At 66.9% G+C, this 17086-nt stretch carries 14 protein-coding genes; 5 read left to right on the plus strand and 9 right to left on the minus strand.

The features are described from left to right. Positions 1-35: 35 nt before the first annotated feature. Entirely contained in the window at positions 36-1445 is a 1410-nt protein-coding gene (mgtE, locus tag AC0CH3_RS13905) for a magnesium transporter (protein ID WP_056018453.1), read from the minus strand. Positions 1446-1554: 109 nt separating this feature from the next. Here mgtE and AC0CH3_RS13910 point away from each other — a divergent pair, with 109 nt between their 5' ends. Continuing rightward, the gene (locus tag AC0CH3_RS13910; RefSeq protein WP_354300510.1) at positions 1555-2010 is read left to right on the plus strand and encodes a peptidylprolyl isomerase; all 456 of its coding nucleotides are present in this window, start codon (positions 1555-1557) and stop codon (positions 2008-2010) included. Between the two features lie 267 nt (positions 2011-2277). Here the strand turns inward: AC0CH3_RS13910 and AC0CH3_RS13915 are convergent, their stop codons facing one another. Beyond that, on the minus strand, positions 2278-3162 hold the full coding sequence (locus AC0CH3_RS13915) for a LysR substrate-binding domain-containing protein (protein ID WP_056018456.1): 885 nt from the start codon (positions 3160-3162) through the stop codon (positions 2278-2280). 265 nt (positions 3163-3427) lie between these two features. On the opposite strand from AC0CH3_RS13915, the gene AC0CH3_RS13920 reads away from it, so the two are divergent. Beyond that, positions 3428-5707, plus strand: coding sequence for a CDC48 family AAA ATPase (locus AC0CH3_RS13920; RefSeq protein ID WP_354300507.1), 2280 nt, complete (start codon positions 3428-3430; stop codon positions 5705-5707). A 40-nt stretch (positions 5708-5747) separates the two neighbouring features. Here the strand turns inward: AC0CH3_RS13920 and AC0CH3_RS13925 are convergent, their stop codons facing one another. Both AC0CH3_RS13925 and AC0CH3_RS13930 read right to left on the minus strand, forming a co-directional pair. Beyond that, the gene (locus tag AC0CH3_RS13925; protein WP_354300505.1) at positions 5748-7076 is read right to left on the minus strand and encodes an MFS transporter; all 1329 of its coding nucleotides are present in this window, start codon (positions 7074-7076) and stop codon (positions 5748-5750) included. Further along, on the minus strand, positions 7073-7396 hold the full coding sequence (locus AC0CH3_RS13930; protein ID WP_354300503.1) for an antibiotic biosynthesis monooxygenase family protein: 324 nt from the start codon (positions 7394-7396) through the stop codon (positions 7073-7075). The genes AC0CH3_RS13925 and AC0CH3_RS13930 overlap by 4 nt, the downstream gene beginning before the upstream one ends. 181 nt (positions 7397-7577) lie before the next feature. Between AC0CH3_RS13930 and AC0CH3_RS13935 the strand changes: the two genes are divergently transcribed. Continuing rightward, on the plus strand, positions 7578-8192 hold the full coding sequence (locus AC0CH3_RS13935; RefSeq protein WP_354300501.1) for a class I SAM-dependent methyltransferase: 615 nt from the start codon (positions 7578-7580) through the stop codon (positions 8190-8192). Between the two features lie 21 nt (positions 8193-8213). Here AC0CH3_RS13935 and AC0CH3_RS13940 read toward each other — a convergent pair whose 3' ends face one another. Then, on the minus strand, positions 8214-8822 hold the full coding sequence (locus AC0CH3_RS13940; protein ID WP_465238000.1) for a septal ring lytic transglycosylase RlpA family protein: 609 nt from the start codon (positions 8820-8822) through the stop codon (positions 8214-8216). A 123-nt stretch (positions 8823-8945) separates the two neighbouring features. On the opposite strand from AC0CH3_RS13940, the gene AC0CH3_RS13945 reads away from it, so the two are divergent. Next, on the plus strand, positions 8946-10928 hold the full coding sequence (locus AC0CH3_RS13945; RefSeq protein WP_354300497.1) for a putative bifunctional diguanylate cyclase/phosphodiesterase: 1983 nt from the start codon (positions 8946-8948) through the stop codon (positions 10926-10928). Positions 10929-10949: 21 nt separating this feature from the next. Here AC0CH3_RS13945 and AC0CH3_RS13950 read toward each other — a convergent pair whose 3' ends face one another. Next, positions 10950-11861: a crotonase/enoyl-CoA hydratase family protein gene (locus tag AC0CH3_RS13950; protein ID WP_235532271.1), complete on the minus strand. Its 912-nt coding sequence runs from the start codon at positions 11859-11861 to the stop codon at positions 10950-10952. Between the two features lie 205 nt (positions 11862-12066). On the opposite strand from AC0CH3_RS13950, the gene AC0CH3_RS13955 reads away from it, so the two are divergent. Next, entirely contained in the window at positions 12067-13353 is a 1287-nt protein-coding gene (locus AC0CH3_RS13955; RefSeq protein ID WP_354300495.1) for a chymotrypsin family serine protease, read from the plus strand. Positions 13354-13368: 15 nt separating this feature from the next. Here AC0CH3_RS13955 and AC0CH3_RS13960 read toward each other — a convergent pair whose 3' ends face one another. From AC0CH3_RS13960 to AC0CH3_RS13970, 3 genes are all read right to left on the minus strand, one after another. Beyond that, positions 13369-14394 (minus strand): lactonase family protein, encoded by a 1026-nt coding sequence (locus AC0CH3_RS13960; RefSeq protein ID WP_354300493.1) that lies wholly within the window; start codon positions 14392-14394, stop codon positions 13369-13371. A 43-nt stretch (positions 14395-14437) separates the two neighbouring features. Further along, positions 14438-14710 carry a CsbD family protein gene (locus AC0CH3_RS13965; RefSeq protein ID WP_031396253.1) on the minus strand — a complete coding sequence of 91 codons (273 nt, stop codon included), beginning with the start codon at positions 14708-14710 and terminating at the stop codon, positions 14438-14440. A gap of 112 nt (positions 14711-14822) precedes the next feature. Beyond that, positions 14823-16988 carry a TonB-dependent siderophore receptor gene (locus tag AC0CH3_RS13970; RefSeq protein ID WP_354300491.1) on the minus strand — a complete coding sequence of 722 codons (2166 nt, stop codon included), beginning with the start codon at positions 16986-16988 and terminating at the stop codon, positions 14823-14825. Positions 16989-17086: the final 98 nt, after the last annotated feature.

The following is a 17086-nucleotide window of genomic DNA, read 5'->3' on the forward strand; positions in this document are numbered from 1 at the left end:
AAATGGGCGTTAAACCGCGCCAGTCAACCGGAGGGTCAACCGTGCAGCCCCCACAGGCTGGCGAGGCCGAGGAACGAGAAGAACCCCATCGTGTCGGTCATCGTCGTTACGAACACCGCCGACGAGACCGCGGGATCGATCCGGAACTTGTCGAGCGTGATCGGGACCAGCACGCCGGCAAGCCCTGCGGTGATATTGTTCGTCAGCATCGCCGCCGCGATCACGATCGACAGATCGGAATTGCGGAAGATGACGTAGGTGCCCAGCCCGATCAGCGTGCCGAGCATCACGCCATTGGCGGTGGCGATCCGGAATTCGCGCCCGATCATCCGCTTCGTGTTCGAACTCGTCAGCTGGTTGGTCGCGAGCGCGCGGACCACCACCGCGAGCGTCTGCGTGCCCGCATTGCCGCCCATCCCCGACACGATCGGCATCAGCACCGCGAGCAGCGCGAAGCTCGCGATCGTCCCCTGGAACAGCCCGACGACCGACGACGCGACCATCGCTGTGCCCAGGTTGACGACCAGCCAGGTGAAGCGCGTGCGCACGGTCAGCCGGATCGGCTCGTTGATGTCGCCGTCGCCGGCGCCGGCGAGACGCAGCGTATCCTCGCCCGCTTCTTCCGAAATGATGTGGACGATGTCGTCGACCGTGATCATGCCCACCAGCCGGCCGCCATGATCGACCACCGCGGCGGAGATCAGCGCGTATTTCTGGAAGCGCAGCGCGACCTCTTCCTGGTCCATGTCGACCGGGATCAGCGTCTGCTCGCGCTTCATCACGTCGGCGATCGCGATCCCGCGCGGCGTGCGCAGCATCCACGACAGCTGGCACGTCCCGATCGGCTTGTGCGCGGGGTCGACGACGAAGATCTCCCAGAAATCGGTCGTCAGTTCCTCGTGACCGCGGAGATAATCGATCGCGTCGCCGACGGTCCAATGCTCAGGCACCGCGATCAGCTCGCGCTGCATGAGGCGGCCGGCGGACTCCTCGGCGTAGCTCAGCGCCTCCTCGATCGCGGCGCGATCGTCGGGATCGAGCGCGCGCAGCACCGCGCGCTGCTCGTCCTCGTCCATGTCCTCGATGATCGCGACCGCGTCGTCGGTATCGAGCTCGGAGGCGAGGTCCGCGACCTGGTGCGGCTCGAGCGCGTCGATCAGATCCTCGCGGACATAATCGTTCATCTCGGCGAACACGTCGCCGTCAAGCAGATCGGTCACCGCCCGCGCCAGTGCCGCGCGATCCTCCTGCGGGGTCAGCTCGAACAGATCGGCGATGTCGGCGGGATGCAGCGGCTCGACCAGCGCGCGCGCGCCCTCGTCGTCGCCGTCCTCGACCGCATCGAGCACCGCGCGAACGAATTCGGGCCGCAACCGGTCGTCGCGGTCGAGTTGCGTCTCGGGCTGGGTTTCGATTTCGACCTCGGGAAGCTCGAGTTCGCTCATGGCTGCCTCCCTTAAAAGCGTGCGTCCGCGCCCTAACCCGCAATGGCGGCATTTGCCAGTCGCGGGTCGGCTCCCTATCTGCGGCGCATCAATTCAGGAGAAGACTTAAATGGCTGATACCCCCGAAACGCTGACGCTGACCCTCGACAGTGGCGACGTGACGATCAAGCTGCGCCCCGATCTGGCGCCCAAGCATGTCGAGCGCATCGTCGAGCTGGCCAATGACGGCTTCTATGACGGCGTCGTGTTCCACCGCGTGATCCCGGGCTTCATGGCGCAGGGTGGCGATCCCACGGGCACCGGCATGTCGGGGTCGGACAAGCCGAACCTCAAGGCGGAATTCTCGGCCGAGCCGCATGTCCGCGGCGTGTGCTCGATGGCGCGCACCAACCAGCCCGACACGGCGAACTCGCAGTTCTTCATCGTGTTCGACGACGCGCGTTTCCTCGACAAGCAGTACACCGTCTGGGGTGAAGTCACCAACGGCATGGAGCTGATCGACGCGCTCCCCAAGGGCGAGCCGCCGCGCCAGCCCGGCAAGATCGTCAAGGCCCGGGCTGCCTGAGCTGAAGGCCGCCTCCGGCGTAGCAAAGCTGCGCCGGAGGCGGCCGAAGCCGGCCGGCGGAGTGCAGCTCCGTTCGACGGCGCGGCTTTGCCGCGACGCGCTTCGAGAGAGAAGCGCGTCGCGGTTGCCGCCTGAATCCCGTACCAACTCCATGCCGTCATCCCAGCGAACGCTGGGATCTTCCGGTTCGAGCCGTGCCGCTTCCCGACTGGGAGACCCCAGCTTTCGCTGGGGTGACGTCCCGGGGGGCTGGGGACGAAGTCGTGGCTATACTTCCGCCAGCGTGCGGATCAGCCAGTCGTGGAACAACCGCACCGGCTTGGTCTGCAGCGCCCGCGGGCGGCAGACGAACCAGTAGCTGTACGGGCTCTCCACCTCGATATCGAAAAGCCGGACCAGACGCGGGTCGTTCGCATCGGCGAAATGGCTCGCATGCATGAACGCGACGCCCAGCCCCTGCGCCGCCGCCTCGAGCATCAACGCCCCCGAATCGAAATGATCGATCGCCAGCGGTTCGATGTCGTCGAGCCCGGCCGCCGACCGCCACGCCGTGAACGTATCCGTCATGTCGCGGTGCACCAGCGCGGTCAGCGTGGCGAGCTGTTCGGGCCGCGTGACCGGGTCCGCGCGCTCGATCAGGCTCCTCGCACCGATGACGTACACCGAATTCCGGTCGAGCCGCCGCGCGTACAGCGACGGGTCGATCTCCCGTGACAACGCGATCACCGCATCGAGCCCGTCGCCCAGCCGCGATACGAGATGCGCGGCCGTATCGATGTCGAGATGCAGTTCGGGGTGGGCGGTACGCAGCTCGCCCAGCCGCGGAAACAGCTTTTGCGAGGCATAGAGCGGAAGAATCCCGAGTCGCAGTCGCAGCACCTCGGTCGTGCTGGTCATCGATTCGACCGCATCGGACAGCGAATCGAGCACGGGCGCGATCTGCGCCAACAGCCGCTCGCCATCGGCATTGAGCACCATCGCCTGGTGGCGACGCGCGAACAACGGCTTGGCGATGAACCGCTCGAGGCTCTGGACCCGCCGGCTCAGCGCGGGCGCGGACAGCGCCAGATCCTCGGCCGCGGCCTTGATCGACCCCAGCCGCGCCACCTGCACGAACGCCTCGATGGCCCCCAATGGCGGCAACCTGCGCATGATCCCTCTTTCGACTCGACGATTGTGACAATGACTGCGGACTGCATTCATGCACGCGATTGCAGTTAGCGCAATCGTAGCGGATCCATTCGCACTTGCAACATGAACCGCCTCGACGCAAAAAGACCTCGCCTTTCAGGCATCCTCTCCTAAAAACTTTCACGGGCTGGCCTTCATTGGCCGGCCCTTTTTTTTGTCGCTTCGGGTCCTCGCAAGCACGGGGCGGGGGCCCCATCTCCGACACTTCGAGTGTGAAGGAGTGACGATGCCCGATAGCGAAACCCCGACGCGGAAGATCCAGGTCGCCAATGCGCGGCCCGAGGACAGCGGTCGCGGCCTGGCGCATCTGCCGCGCGCGCTGATGGCGACGCTGGGAATCGGCGAGGGCGACGTGATCGAGATCCTCGGCAAACAGAATACGCCCGCACGCGCCGTCGGCCCTTATCCCGAGGACGAGGGCCTCGACATCCTGCGCATCGACGGGCTGCAGCGCGCGAATGCGGGCGTCGGGTCCGGCGATTTCGTCGAAGTCCGCAAGGCCGAATCGAAGCCGGCGACGCGCATCGTCTTTGCCCCGGCACAGCAGAACCTGCGCCTGCAGGGATCGACGAATGCGCTCAAGCGCACGTTCCTGGGCCGGCCGATCTGCCAGGGCGATATCGTCGCGACTGCGGGCCATCAGCGCGTCGGTAACATGCCGCCGGGCGTCCAGCAGTTCATGAATGCCCCGGCGTACGCGTTGCAGGAGATCCGCCTCGCGGTGATCGCCGCGAGCCCCAAGGGCGTGGTCCATATCGACGAGAATACCGAGATCGAGCTGCGGTCCGAATATGAGGAACCGCAGGCCGCGCGTCGCGCCGACGTCACCTATGACGATATCGGCGGGATGGCGCAGACGATCGACCAGCTGCGCGAGATGGTCGAACTGCCGCTGCGCTACCCCGAACTGTTCCAGCGTCTGGGTGTCGATCCGCCCAAGGGCGTGCTGCTGCACGGCCCCCCCGGAACGGGCAAGACGCGCCTCGCGCGCGCGGTCGCGAACGAATCCGACGCGCAGTTCTTCCTGATCAACGGCCCTGAGATCATGGGGTCGGCCTATGGCGAATCCGAAGGCAAGCTGCGCCAGGTATTCGAGGAAGCCGCCAAGGCCGCGCCGTCGATCGTCTTCATCGACGAGATCGACTCGATCGCGCCCAAGCGTGGCCAAGTCGCGGGCGAAGCGGAAAAGCGGCTGGTTGCGCAGTTGCTGACGCTGATGGACGGGCTTGAGGCGCGCGCGAACCTCGTCGTGATCGCCGCCACCAATCGCCCCGAGGCGATCGACGAGGCGCTGCGGCGTCCCGGCCGGTTCGACCGCGAGATTGTCGTCGGCGTCCCCGACGAGCGCGGTCGTCGCGAGATCCTCGGCATCCATGCACGCGGCATGCCGCTTGGCGACCGCGTCGATCTCGATGAGCTCGCGCGTACGACCTACGGCTTTGTCGGCGCCGATCTCGCCGCGCTCGCGCGCGAGGCCGCGATCGAGGCGGTGCGGCGGATCATGCCCAAGCTCAACCTCGAAGAGCGGACGATCCCGCCCGAGGTGCTCGACGAGTTGTCGGTCACGCGCGAGGACTTTCTCGGCGCGCTCAAACGCGTCCAGCCATCGGCGATGCGCGAAGTCATGGTTCAGGCGCCGACCGTGCGCTGGGCCGATGTCGGCGGGCTCGACGACGCGCAGATGCGGTTGAAGGAGGGCGTCGAACTGCCGTTGAAGAATCCCGACGCGTTCCGCAGGCTCGGCATTCGCCCCGCCAAGGGCTTCCTGCTCTACGGCCCGCCCGGCACCGGCAAGACGCTGCTCGCGAAGGCGGTCGCGCGCGAGGCGGAGGCGAATTTTATCGCCACCAAGTCGTCCGACCTGCTCAGCAAATGGTATGGCGAGAGCGAGCAGCAGATCACCCGGCTGTTCCAGCGCGCGCGCCAGGTCGCGCCGTGCGTGATCTTCATCGACGAGCTCGATTCGCTTGTCCCCGCACGCGGCAGCGGGGCGGGCGAGCCGCAGGTGACCGAGCGCGTCGTCAACACGATCCTCGCCGAGATGGACGGGCTGGAGGAGCTCCAGTCGGTCGTCGTGATCGGCGCAACCAACCGCCCCAATCTGATCGACCCGGCGTTGCTGCGGCCGGGGCGGTTCGACGAGCTCGTCTATGTCGGCGTGCCCGACAAGGCGGGACGGCGGCGGATCCTCGGCATCCAGACGCAGAAGATGCCGCTCGCGGGCGACGTCGATCTCGATCGACTGGCCGAGCGGACGGATCGCTTCAGCGGCGCGGATCTCGAGGATGTCGTGCGCCGCGCAGGCCTCGTCGCGTTGCGCCGCGAGATCGACTCGACGCACGTGACGATGGCGGATTTCGACAAGGCGCTGACCGAATCACGCGCCAGCGTCACGCCCGAGACCGAGCGCGAATATGAGCAGATGGCCGCGCGCCTCAAACAGGATGCCACCGCGATCCAGCCGATCGGCTTCGCGTTTCCCGGGCGAAAGGATCAGGGCGCCTGACGACACGGAGCCGCCGGTGTCTCAGCCGGCGGGTGCCGCGCTACGCGATCCGCTCGGCCGGGTCGCGTAGGCTTGCCCAGGCATAGCCGATCATCACCACGCAAGCCGCGCCCGCGATCAGATAGGGCAGCGAATGCTGCATCTCGTACAGCCCGACGCCGATCGACGGCCCGAGCACGAAGCTGGCGCCGTTGATACTCGTGACCTTGCCCGCCACCGAGCCCTGCGCATTGGCGCCGACCGCCAGCGACGATCCCGCCGTGAAACCCGGCCGGGTAAAGCCGAATCCCAGGCTCGCCAGCGCATAGGCGGTCGCGATTCCGTAAAGCGACGTCGCGATCCCCGTCAGTGCGCTGCCGACCGCCGCGAGCACGAGCCCCGTCAGCACGAGCTGGCGCGGGGTCATGTTCAGCCGCGGGATGATCCCCCATTGCGCAAGCAGCGCGGCGCCGGCACCCATCATCAGGACGATGCCGGTCGGCTCGAGCGCCAGGGCCGGCGCGAGGTGGAGCCGGTCGATCACGAGAAAGCCGATCGCCTGGCCCGTCATCGCCTGGGCATGCCCCATCACGAGCCCCGCGATCATCCAAGCGCGGATCCGCGGGTCGGTATAGCCGACATGCTCGATGTGCGATCCCGTCGCGGCTGCGACCGACGCGCCGCTGGGGGCGCCGCCGATCGAGGGATAAGCGGAACTTGCCCCATGCGTGTCGTGCGCAGCGACGATGCGGTCGTCGGGGAGCATCCGCCGTACGGTGATCCACACCGCGATCCCGAACGCTGCGAACAGGAAGGCAGGGCCCGACAACCCGACGTCCAGACCGGCGATCGAACCGAGGATCAGATAGGGGGCGATCGCAGGACCGAGAATCGTCCCCAGCCCGAACGCCGATGCCAGCAGCGTCAGCGCCTTGGTACGTTCCTCGCGCGTGGTCTCGCCCGCAACGAGCGCCTGCACCGCGGGGGGCGCTGCCGATCCGAAGAGTCCGTAGATCAGCCGTCCGCCGATGAACGACAGGAACGCGGCGGTCCCGCCGATCCAGCCATTGATCCCGGCCATCAGGAAGACGCCACACACCGTCAGCGACACGCTGAAGCCGCCGACGCCGAGCAGGATCATCGCGCGGCGGCCATGCCGGTCCGATCGATTCGCCCAGAACGGCGCGGCGATGACCCACAGCAGCGCGGATACCGAAAACGCCGCTGCGACCGCGCTGTCCGCGACTCGCAGCGATCGCCCGAGCGCCGGCAGCACCGATTGCAGCGCGGTGTTGCCCGCGGCGATGGTCAGCATCACGAGGAACATCAGCGCGAAACGCCGATCAATCCTCGGCCCATCGGCGGGGGCTGCAGCGGCGGGTGGGGTCATGGTCTCGTCCATCCATAGCCGCGCGTGACGTGTGCGACCGTCACCGAATAGCGGTCGTACCAGATCGCACGCCCGCGCTCGCGGATCGCGCTGTGATCGGGGTGGTCGCGCCAGGCGATCGCCGCGGTGTCGTCGGACCAGTAGCTTATCGTGATTCCCATGCCGTCGGCCCCGCGCGTGCTTTCGACACCGCGATACCCCGGCTGCACCATCGCCAGGGCGTCCATCGCCGCCGCCGCTGACTCATAGCCGTCTGCGTCCGCACCGCTGCGGAACGAGGTGAAAATGACCGCGGTCTGGCCGGTTCGATCGAGGTGCATGACCGGTGCTTAAACGCTGCCACGGGGTTGGCAAGGATGGCGGAACCGCTTGGTCCACCACGACTTCCGATGCAGTTCGTCGCGCGATGCAACCTGCGGGCCTTGAAACGCGTTCGGAAATCGTGCGACGGGAGTGTCAAAGCCTCGCCAGCGCGCGGGACCCCTGATCGTAAGGAACACGATGCCCAGTCCGACCACAGCCGCCCGGCGCGCGCGCACCCGCCCCGCCGGCGTGCCCTCCCCGTGGCAGATGTTCTTCACCGAATTCCTGAAACACCCCGTCATGGTCGGTTCGATCGTACCATCGTCGGACAAGCTCATCCGCAAGATGCTCGGCCGGGTCGACTGGGACAACACCAAGGTGTTCGTCGAATATGGTCCCGGAGTAGGCACCTTCTGCCGCCCGATCCTCGACCGGATGGCACCCGACGCGACGCTGATCGTGATCGACACCAACCCGGATTTCATCCGCTATCTGCGGCACACGATCACCGACCCGCGCTTCTCCGCGGTGCTCGGCTCGGCAGCCGACGTCGAGAAGATCGTCGCGGATCACGGCTTCGAATCGGCGGACTATGTGCTGTCCGGCCTGCCCTTCTCGACGCTGCCCCCCGGTGTCGGCCCGGCGATCGCGGCCGGGACGCATTCCGTGCTGCGGACCGGCGGCGCGTTTCTCGTCTATCAGTTCAGCCCGAAGGTGAAGGACTTCCTCACCCCGCATTTCACGTCGATCGATCACGACATGGAATGGTGGAACGTGCCGCCCGCCCAGCTTTACTGGGCCTGGAAGATCTGAGCGGACGCTTCGCTGAACAGTTTACCGCCCCGGCTGCGGCCCGAGCAGCGCGCGCCAGGCGGCGAGCGTCGCGGGATCGACATCGGGGCGTGACGCGGTGGGCTTCCCCTTGCGAAGCCGCGCACTGTCGCGTTCGCTCGGATCGACGCGGCGCACATGCACGGGGATAGTGCCCGAGGCCTCAACGCCCAGGAGTCGCGCGGCGCCGCGCGACAGGTCGATCACACGCGGAGTCGGCCTGGTCTGGGTGAACGGGCCACGGTCGTTGAGACGCACCAGGATCGTCTTGCCGGTATCGAGCGCAGTCACCTCGACATAGCTCGGCAGCGGCAGCACGGTATGCGCACCCGAGATCCCGCGCGGTCTGAACTTTTCGCCATTCGCGGTCTGGTTGCCCGATTCCCCGCCATACCAGCTCGCATAGCCGACAACGTCATAGGGGCGCAGGTCCGCAGGCGTGTAGTGCGTCCCGCGGACCGTGTAGGGGCGGCCGATCCTGACCATGTCATCGCTGACCGGGCGATAGCGGGTCGTGCCACACCCCGCCAACGCGAGCGCGACGAGCAATATCGCCGGGGGAAGTGGTCGAACGCGGCGGAGCGAAGCGATGGGGTCGAACGACGGGGTCATGTCGCCTGCTAGACCAACGGCGCCCCGACCCGAACTCTAAACCGGACCGGATGCGACCGGCCGGGGATCCATAGCGTTTGATTAACACCTTTCCCCTACGGCAATCGATAACTCAAAGGTGTCATGACGCGTTTAATCTCCCGACTGCGCCAGCTACGGCACTCCGACCAGGCGGTTGACGCGAATGTCCGCGCCGTCCTGGTCACGTCGCTCTACGCGTCCCCCAAATCGCTCGTCATCGGTGCGCTGACCAGCAGCTCGATCGCCGCCGTCGTCGCGGTGACGAGCAAGGACGCCTGGCTCGTCGTCTTCGCGATCCTCATCGCAGCGGTCGCCGCGATCCGAATCGTCGGCGTGATCCGCCCATCCGCGTTCTCTCCGCTCAGCCGCACGCCGGTCGATCGCGGTGCGGAGGGCGTTGCCGGGCGCAGCGTGTGGGAGCGGTACTACCGGCTCGGCGCCTATGCATTCTCGACGTTGCTCGGCCTGTTCGGGATGCTGACGCTGATCCGCACCGAGGACGGCGTGCTCCACCTGCTCGCGGTCACCACCGCGATCGGCTATGCCGCAGGAATCGCCGGGCGCAATGCGGGCCGGCCCTGGATCGCGCTGGCGCAGCTCTGTCTCGCGTCGCTGCCGCTGCCGCTGGGCCTCATCCTGTCGGGAAACTGGCTGAATGCGGTTCTTGCGATCGTGATCCTGCTGTTCGTGTTCGCGATGATGGACATCACGCTCCAGACGTATGACGCGATCCTGAAGGCGACGCTCGCCGCAAGCGAAAAGACCGCGCTCGCCGAGCATCATGCCGCCTTTGCGCGCCGGGACGATTTGACGGGCGTCGCCAACCGCACCGCGTTCCGCGAGCGTTTTGAGCAGATCCTGCGACTGCGCGACGACACGGGCGGGCTCGTGTCGATCCACTGGATCGATCTCGACCGGTTCAAGGAGATCAACGATTCGCTCGGTCATCTGGCGGGCAACGCGCTGCTGGTCGGGATCGCGCACCGGCTCGAAACCGCTTTCGCCCTGACGGGGGGGATCGTCGCGCGGCTCGGCGGCGACGAGTTCGCGGTCGTCAGCCGCATCGACGCGCAGGATGAGGCGGCGGCGATCGGTGATCGCATCCTCGACCTCATCGCCAAGCCGGTCGCCTATCACGGGCAGCATCTTGCTGTTGGCGCGTCGTTGGGCGTCGCGATCGCTCCGACCGACGGTGTCGATGCGGACACGTTGCTCAAGAACGCCGATCTCGCACTGTACCGCGCCAAGGAAGGTGGTCGAGGCACGCTGTGCTTCTACGAACCGGTGATGGACGAAAAGATCGAATATGTGCGCTCGCTCGCGGCCGAGCTCCAGGGGGCGCTTGCGCGGGGCGAGTTCCACCTCGCGTTCCAGCCGATCTTCGATCTCGCAACGCATCGCATCCGGTCGTGCGAGACGCTGCTCCGCTGGAACAGCCGGGTGCACGGCAATGTCTCGCCCGCCGAGTTCATCCCGATCGCCGAGCAGAGCGGGCTGATCGTCGAGATCGGCGGCTGGGTCCTGCGCGAAGCCTGTCGCCAGGCGCGGGAATGGCCGTCGTCGGTCCGTGTCGCGGTCAACCTGTCGCCGATCCAGCTGTTGTCGCCGGGACTGCCGGGCGTGATCATGGGGTCGCTCGGCGCAAGCGGTCTGGCGGCCGACCGGCTCGATCTCGAGGTCACCGAATCGGTCCTGCTCGCGGACATCGATGCGTCGCTCGAGGCCTTGAAGGCGATCAACCGGATGGGCGTCGCGACGACGCTGGATGATTTCGGCACGGGTTATTCCTCGCTGAGCTATCTCACCAAATTCCCGTTCCAGACGCTGAAGATCGACCGCTCGTTCATTGCCGCGCTCGACGACAATCCCGCGTCGATGGCGATCGTCCAGACCGTCGTCGATCTTGCCGCGACCTTGGGGATGCGCACCGTCGCGGAGGGGATCGAGACGCCCGCGCAGCTTGCACAGCTTCGCCGGACGCGGTGCACCGCAGTGCAGGGCTTCCTGCTGGCGCGGCCGATGTCGGCGAGCATGGTCGCAACCTTGCTCGCCGACGACGTACCCAGGATGCGGGCGGTACCCTGATCCCGCAGCTGGCGGTCCGGCTTATTCGGCCGCAGCGGCCAGCAGTCGCGTCTGGGCCGCAACCAGTCGGCGCATCAGCTTCAGGTCGACGTCGCGCAGCCGTAGCGCGGCATCGGCCCACAGATCGACGACCGCCTCGAGTTCGTCGAGCGTCAGCGGATTGACCGCACGCGACGCCTCGTAGATCGCGCAATGGCCGCTATGCCGACGGCGGTTCTGCCGGATATAGTCCTCGACCACCCGGCGACCCTCGCCGGGATCGGCCAGCGCGTGGACGAGGCCGAGATCGTAGAGTTCCTCGGCGCTGTAGCTGCGGCCGCTGAGGATCATCTGCTCGGCGCGCGCGGACCCCAGCCGGCGCGACAGGAAGCAATGCGCCCCCATGCCGGGAAACAGGCCGAACGCCGTCTCGGGAAGCCCGAAATTCGTTCCGCGCTCGGCAACGACGACGTTGAACGAGAGCAGCGCCTCGAACCCGCCGCCCAGCGCGTCGCCCTCGACCAGACCGATGGTGATGATCGGCAGGTCGAGCCCGCGCATGTTCCGGTGCAGGATGCGGACGCAGGCGCGGCCATACTGCACCAGCGCCTCTCGGTGGCCGCTGCGGATATGCTGCGCGAACAGGTCGAGGTCGCCGCCGAACGAGAAGACGCCGGGGAATGTCGAGCCCAGCACGAGATATTTGATCGGCAGCGCCTTCGACCTGCAGGCGTGATCGATACCCGCCTGCCACTGCGCGAAATCGGCGAGCAGCCCGGGATTGAAGCTCGGCCGCGCCGTCGGCCGCATATAGGTCCACAGCGTGTCGAGCACCGGGTCGAAGCTGACCTCGAGCTGGTCAAGCGCGAACAGGCCATGGTCGGCGGCGGCGGGCGTGATGTCCTGCGCGACGTCGGGGCTGATGAAATAGCGGGTGGGAAGGACGAGGGTCACAATGGCTTTCCTTTTTACAATCGCAGCAACAGGCTGCGATTCGAGGCTAGGCCAGGACCGGGATATTGTTGCCTGTTATGCGATTTCCCGCGGCGTTGCTTTCGCGCGCAAAGATGTGCTCGCCTCCCGCGGTCGGGTTGGGCTAGGCGATGCGGCGGCCCGACTTCGGTGCTATTTCAATACCGTCGCTGAAGTTGGACCGCGAATGACTCGACTGCGCAAGAGGGCGATCCAGATTGCCACGTTGATCGTCGCCGCGGTCGTCACGCCCGCCCAGGCCGCCGGACCCGGTGTCCATCTGCAATTGCCGATCGAGGCTGCGATGCAGGATGCGGGCGAATATGCACGCCTGTTCTCCGTTTCGCTCGACGAGGCGATGCACCGGTTGCGCGCGCAGGCCGCGACGATCCCGACGACGGACGCGCTGCGTACCGAGTTCGCAGACCGGTTTGCCGGGATCGCGGTCGAGCATAGTCCCGGATACCGAATCACCGTGTTGTTGACGGGCAGCGACCCGGTCGCCGACCGATCGGTGATCGCGGGCGGGCTCGTCGTTCCGATCCTGTTCCGCACCGGTGCGGTGGTCACGCGAGACGTGCTGCTCGAGCGGATACGCACCCATCAGGCGGATATCCGCGCTGCGCTGCCGCACCCGCCGGGGATCGGCGTCGATCAGCGGACGGGCGAGATGGTGATCATGGTGGCGACGGCGGATCTCGCGCTCGATCGCGACGGCGCGCTGACGACGCGGTTTGCGACGATGACGGGCGTTCCGGTGCGGATTGTCGCAGTCGATGCGTCCGCTGCCGAGATGGCGATGCCCGCACCCGCGCAGGACGAGGTCACAGCCCCGGTCGCCGCGCCGCTCGATGTGCTGGGCGGGGGCCGCGTGGTCGGGACCGATCCACGCGACGGCACGCGCTATGTCTGCACCACCGGGTTCGTCGTCAGCAACGGCGGACAGGATGCCGTCGCGACCGCGGCGCATTGCCCCGACGATCTGCGGTACGTCGACCGCGGCCGCGGCGACCGCGCGCTCGGCTATGTCGGACAATGGGGCTGGGGCTATCAGGACGTCCAGATCAACCGCGTGCCCGACGCAGCCGATCGCATGCCGCCACTCCCGGCCTTTTATGCCGATACGGCGAAACGCCAGGCGCGGACCGTCGCGACCTGGCGCAACCGGACGAGCACGCGCGCAGGCGACTTCGTCTGTCACCGCGGCGAGCGCACCGGCTATAGCTGTGCGCCGGTGGCGATGGTCGATTTCGCGCCCGCGGGCGATCTGTGCGGGGGCGCCTGCCTGCCGACCTGGGTCGCAGTCGAGGGGCCGACCTGCAAATCGGGCGATAGCGGCGCACCGGTGTTCGAGGGGCAGGTCGCGCTCGGCCTCGTCAAGGGCGGCACCTACCGTGCCGATGGCAGCTGCCTCTTTTATTATTACATGTCGACCGACTACCTGCCGTCGGGCTGGACGCTCGCCTATCGATGAGCCGGGTCGCTCCGGTCAGGCGCGCAGCACGAACGCGGCCCCGGGAACCGCGACCCGCGCGACGCTTCGCCCGAGCATCCCGTTCGGCGCGATCGGCAACACCGTGACGCATTCGTCCTTCTCGTTCGCGACGATCAGGCAGGCCTCGTCCTCGAGCAGCAGGAAGTGGCGGGGATAGGCCGCTCCGGTGGGCGCATGCTGGATCAGGCGCGGCGTCCCTGCGTCGTCGAGCGCGAATACCGCGATACTGTCATGCCCGCGATTCGAGACATAGAGGCGGTCGCCCGCGGCGTTGATCGCAAGGTGCGCGACGATGCTCGGACCGCCAAACCCCGCGGGCAACGTTGACAGCGTCTCGATCGCGGTGAATGCGCCGTCCCCGCCCGAGAGCAGCATCAGCGTGTTCGCCAGTTCGCATGCGAGATAGGCGATATCGCGCCTGCGCGGATGCAGAAGCAGGTGGCGTGGTCCCGAACCGGGTGGTGCCTTGAACGCTGTTCTCAAGACCTCGCCGCCCGCTGCGGTCATCGCGACGGCATGGATCGCATCACTGCCCAGATCGACCGCGTACAGCCAGCGATCGGCGGCGTCGAACCCGACCCAATGGGCGTGCGGGCCGGTTTGGCGTGTCCGGTCGGGACCCGACCCCGTCGCGGCGAAGACCTGCCCGGGGGCGACTGGAATGCCATCGTGATCGAGCAGGAACAGCGTGACGCTGCCACTCGCATAATTGGCGACCGCGAGGCGCGACTGGTCGCTGCTCAGGGCAAGGTGGCAGGGGGCATCGCCACGCACCGCAACCTGCGCCAACCGGGTCCAGCCACTGCTAGCTTTGCGGTAGATGCCGACCGCGCCATTGTCGCGTTCGTCGACGAGATACTGAAGATCGCGCAACGGCGAATAGACGCCGAACGAGGCGCTGGACGCCTGGGGATAGGGTTCGCCGGAGGACCATTGCCCACCGTCATGCCGCAGCGGATACAATCCACCGCGATGGGTACCGATCCAGAAGTCGGCGGGTCGTCCCGCGGGAACAGTCACTAGCGTAGTAATAGCGGGGCCGCGCGGACGCGGCCCCGGTCGATCACTTGCCGCGCAGCGTGTTGAGCAGCGCGATCCCGACGACGCCGACCAGTGCGGCGGTCGCGAACGGACGATCCTTGGCGAACGCGCGTGCCTTGTCGGCGAGCGGTGCGACCGTATCGGTCGCGGTGCCGATCGCCTTGTTGGCGGTCCCTGCGATCTGGTCGGCGACGCCGCCGGCCTGCAGCGAGCTGTCGCCCGTCGCGTTGCCCGCAGCCTGCTTTACCGAACCGAGCAGATCCTGGCCTTCACCCTTCAACGTCGTCGTGTTCATGCTGATCTCCTATGAATGACGGCATCCGGAACGGACGCACTCGGGTCGCAGAACGGTCGACGCGGCAAAGGGTGCCGTGGAATCGCGCATTAAAACGATCGCGACGCAGCGATCACCAGCGATAGCCGATCGTTGCCTGCACCGTGCGGCGGTTGCCGTACCAGCACCACGCATAGTTGGCGAAGCAGCTCGTCAGATATTTCTTGTCGAACAGGTTGGTCGCGTTGACGCCGAGATCGACATTGGCGAGCCGCGGGCTGAGCTTGCCCAGATCATAGCGGATGAGCGCGTCGAACACCGTGTAGGCGGGGGTATAGCGTGCAACGCCGTCCGCGTAGAAGTCCGCATAGGTCTTGTCGACGTGCCGAACCGCGCCGCCGATCGCAAAGCCCGAGGCGGAGCCTTCGGTGGGCGCCCATTCGAGGTTTGCCGAGATCCCGCCGCGCCCGACGGTTGCCAGCGGCAGGCCGATATTGGCGGGGACCACGTCCTCGACCTTCTTCACGCGCTGGCGGCTATAGGCGAGCTTGGCGTTGAAGCCGTAGGGCAGGGGCGCGCTCGCCTCGACCTCGATGCCCTGCGACCGCACCTTGCCGACCTGGTCGGAGGTGAAATCGGGATAGGACACGACGACGTTAGTCTGCTCGATCCGGAACCACGCCGCGGTGACGAGGATCGGCGTGCCCGCGGGCTGGTATTTGGCGCCGACCTCGACCTGCTTGCCGAGCGACGGCTGGGCGAGGCCGCCGTCGCGCAACCGTGCATTCTGCGGCTCGAACGACGTCGAATAGCTCGCATAGGGCGCAAGACCGAACGGCAGCAGGTACAGCGCGCCCGCACGCCAGGTGAACTTGTCGTCTTTCTGCACCTGGCCATCGCGTGCCTGGCGTGCCCAGTCCTGCCGCCCGCTGAGCGTCACGCGCAAGCCGCCGACCGCAATCTGGTCCTGCGCATAGACGCCCTGCTGCCGCTGGCGGACATTGGCGGAGTTGATGCCGAAGGACGCCGGAACCTCCGATGGCGTCTGGGGCGTCGGCATCGTGCCATAGACGGGGTTGAACACGTCGATCGGCGTCGCACCGCCAAACGCCGACAGTCCCGCCGAATGCGCGACCTGCCGATCGACCCCGAACAGCAGCTGATGCGTCAGCGGGCCCGTCACGAGCTTGCCCGTCAGCTGATTGTCGAACGTCCAGTTGTTGAGCTGTTCGCGCGTCGAATAGGATGATCGGCTGTAGACGGTCGGTGCCGCGGCGGTCGGATCGAGCGCGGGCCCACTGGTATAGACCAGCCCCATCCGGCTCTTCACATATTGATAGCGCCCCGACGAGCGCAGCGCCCAGCCGCTGCCGAAATCATGGTTGAAGATATAGGTCAGCGCCGCCTGTTCGCGCCGGAAAAAGTCGCCCGGCTCACCGCCATAGAATTTCGTCGAGATCTTGCCCGCCGGATTGTCGATCAGCGTGCCGAGCGTCGGAAAGACGCCGTAATTGCCGTTGAACGGATCGTGCGAATAGGCGCCGAGCAGCGTGAAGCTCGTGCTGCTGCCCGCGCCCGCGGTGACGGCGGCGGACACCGTCTGGCGCTCGCGCTTGCCCTGGCCCTGCGTCTGCTGGTCGTCCGCGCCGTTCGCGCTGCCATAGATGCGCCAGAGCACGCCGTCGCCCGCACGCCCGCCGATATCGGCGTCGACGCGGTAGAGGTCGTAGCTGCCATAGGTCCCGCTGACCGCACCATAGGAGGCACGGTCGAGCGGCAGCTTGCTGACCTCTGCGACCAGCCCGCCAGGGCTCGACTGGCCATAGAGCACGGAGGCGGGGCCCTTGATGATCTCGACGCGGTCGAGCCGCGAGACGTCGACCTGCGGCACCGCATAGCCGGTCGCGCTGCCGAACTGGCGCAGTCCATCGAGATAGACCGGTGCGTCGAACCCGCGCAGCTTGAACTGGTCGTAGACCTCGGCCGATGCGCCGCGCGTCTCGGGCGTGACACCCGCCACGAACCGCAGCGCCTGATTGAGATTCTGTAGCCCAAGCCCGGCAATGTCGGCGGCGCTGATGACGCTGATCGACTGCGGTGTCTCGACGATCGACGTCGCGCTCTTGGTACCCGACGACGCGACGGTGTTGGGCTTTTCACCCGTGACGACGATCACACCCGAATCCTCGGTGCCGTTCCGCGCCTGCGTGTCGTCGGGCACGGGATCCGCGGCAAATGCCGGGGTTGCGGAGAGAATGGACCCCGCGAGAAGAGCGCGGAAAAGACGACGATCGAGCATGGTGAACCCCTTTGGCCGCCCGCTACGACTATCGCGACTGACTTGCAATAGCGATCAGACGGATTGCGTTGATGGGCCACAAGACCCTCGCTTCCGGC

Source organism: Sphingomonas sp. AC449, from assembly GCF_979253475.1.

Coding starts and splice junctions, on each gene's coding strand:
- mgtE (WP_056018453.1), bottom strand. CDS start 1,445: ATGAGCGAACTCGAGCTTCCCGAGGTCGAAATCGAAACCCAGCCCGAG.
- AC0CH3_RS13910 (WP_354300510.1), top strand. CDS start 1,555: ATGGCTGATACCCCCGAAACGCTGACGCTGACCCTCGACAGTGGCGAC.
- AC0CH3_RS13915 (WP_056018456.1), bottom strand. CDS start 3,162: ATGCGCAGGTTGCCGCCATTGGGGGCCATCGAGGCGTTCGTGCAGGTG.
- AC0CH3_RS13920 (WP_354300507.1), top strand. CDS start 3,428: ATGCCCGATAGCGAAACCCCGACGCGGAAGATCCAGGTCGCCAATGCG.
- AC0CH3_RS13925 (WP_354300505.1), bottom strand. CDS start 7,076: ATGACCCCACCCGCCGCTGCAGCCCCCGCCGATGGGCCGAGGATTGAT.
- AC0CH3_RS13930 (WP_354300503.1), bottom strand. CDS start 7,396: ATGCACCTCGATCGAACCGGCCAGACCGCGGTCATTTTCACCTCGTTC.
- AC0CH3_RS13935 (WP_354300501.1), top strand. CDS start 7,578: ATGCCCAGTCCGACCACAGCCGCCCGGCGCGCGCGCACCCGCCCCGCC.
- AC0CH3_RS13940 (WP_465238000.1), bottom strand. CDS start 8,822: ATGACCCCGTCGTTCGACCCCATCGCTTCGCTCCGCCGCGTTCGACCA.
- AC0CH3_RS13945 (WP_354300497.1), top strand. CDS start 8,946: ATGACGCGTTTAATCTCCCGACTGCGCCAGCTACGGCACTCCGACCAG.
- AC0CH3_RS13955 (WP_354300495.1), top strand. CDS start 12,067: ATGACTCGACTGCGCAAGAGGGCGATCCAGATTGCCACGTTGATCGTC.
- AC0CH3_RS13965 (WP_031396253.1), bottom strand. CDS start 14,710: ATGAACACGACGACGTTGAAGGGTGAAGGCCAGGATCTGCTCGGTTCG.
- AC0CH3_RS13970 (WP_354300491.1), bottom strand. CDS start 16,988: ATGCTCGATCGTCGTCTTTTCCGCGCTCTTCTCGCGGGGTCCATTCTC.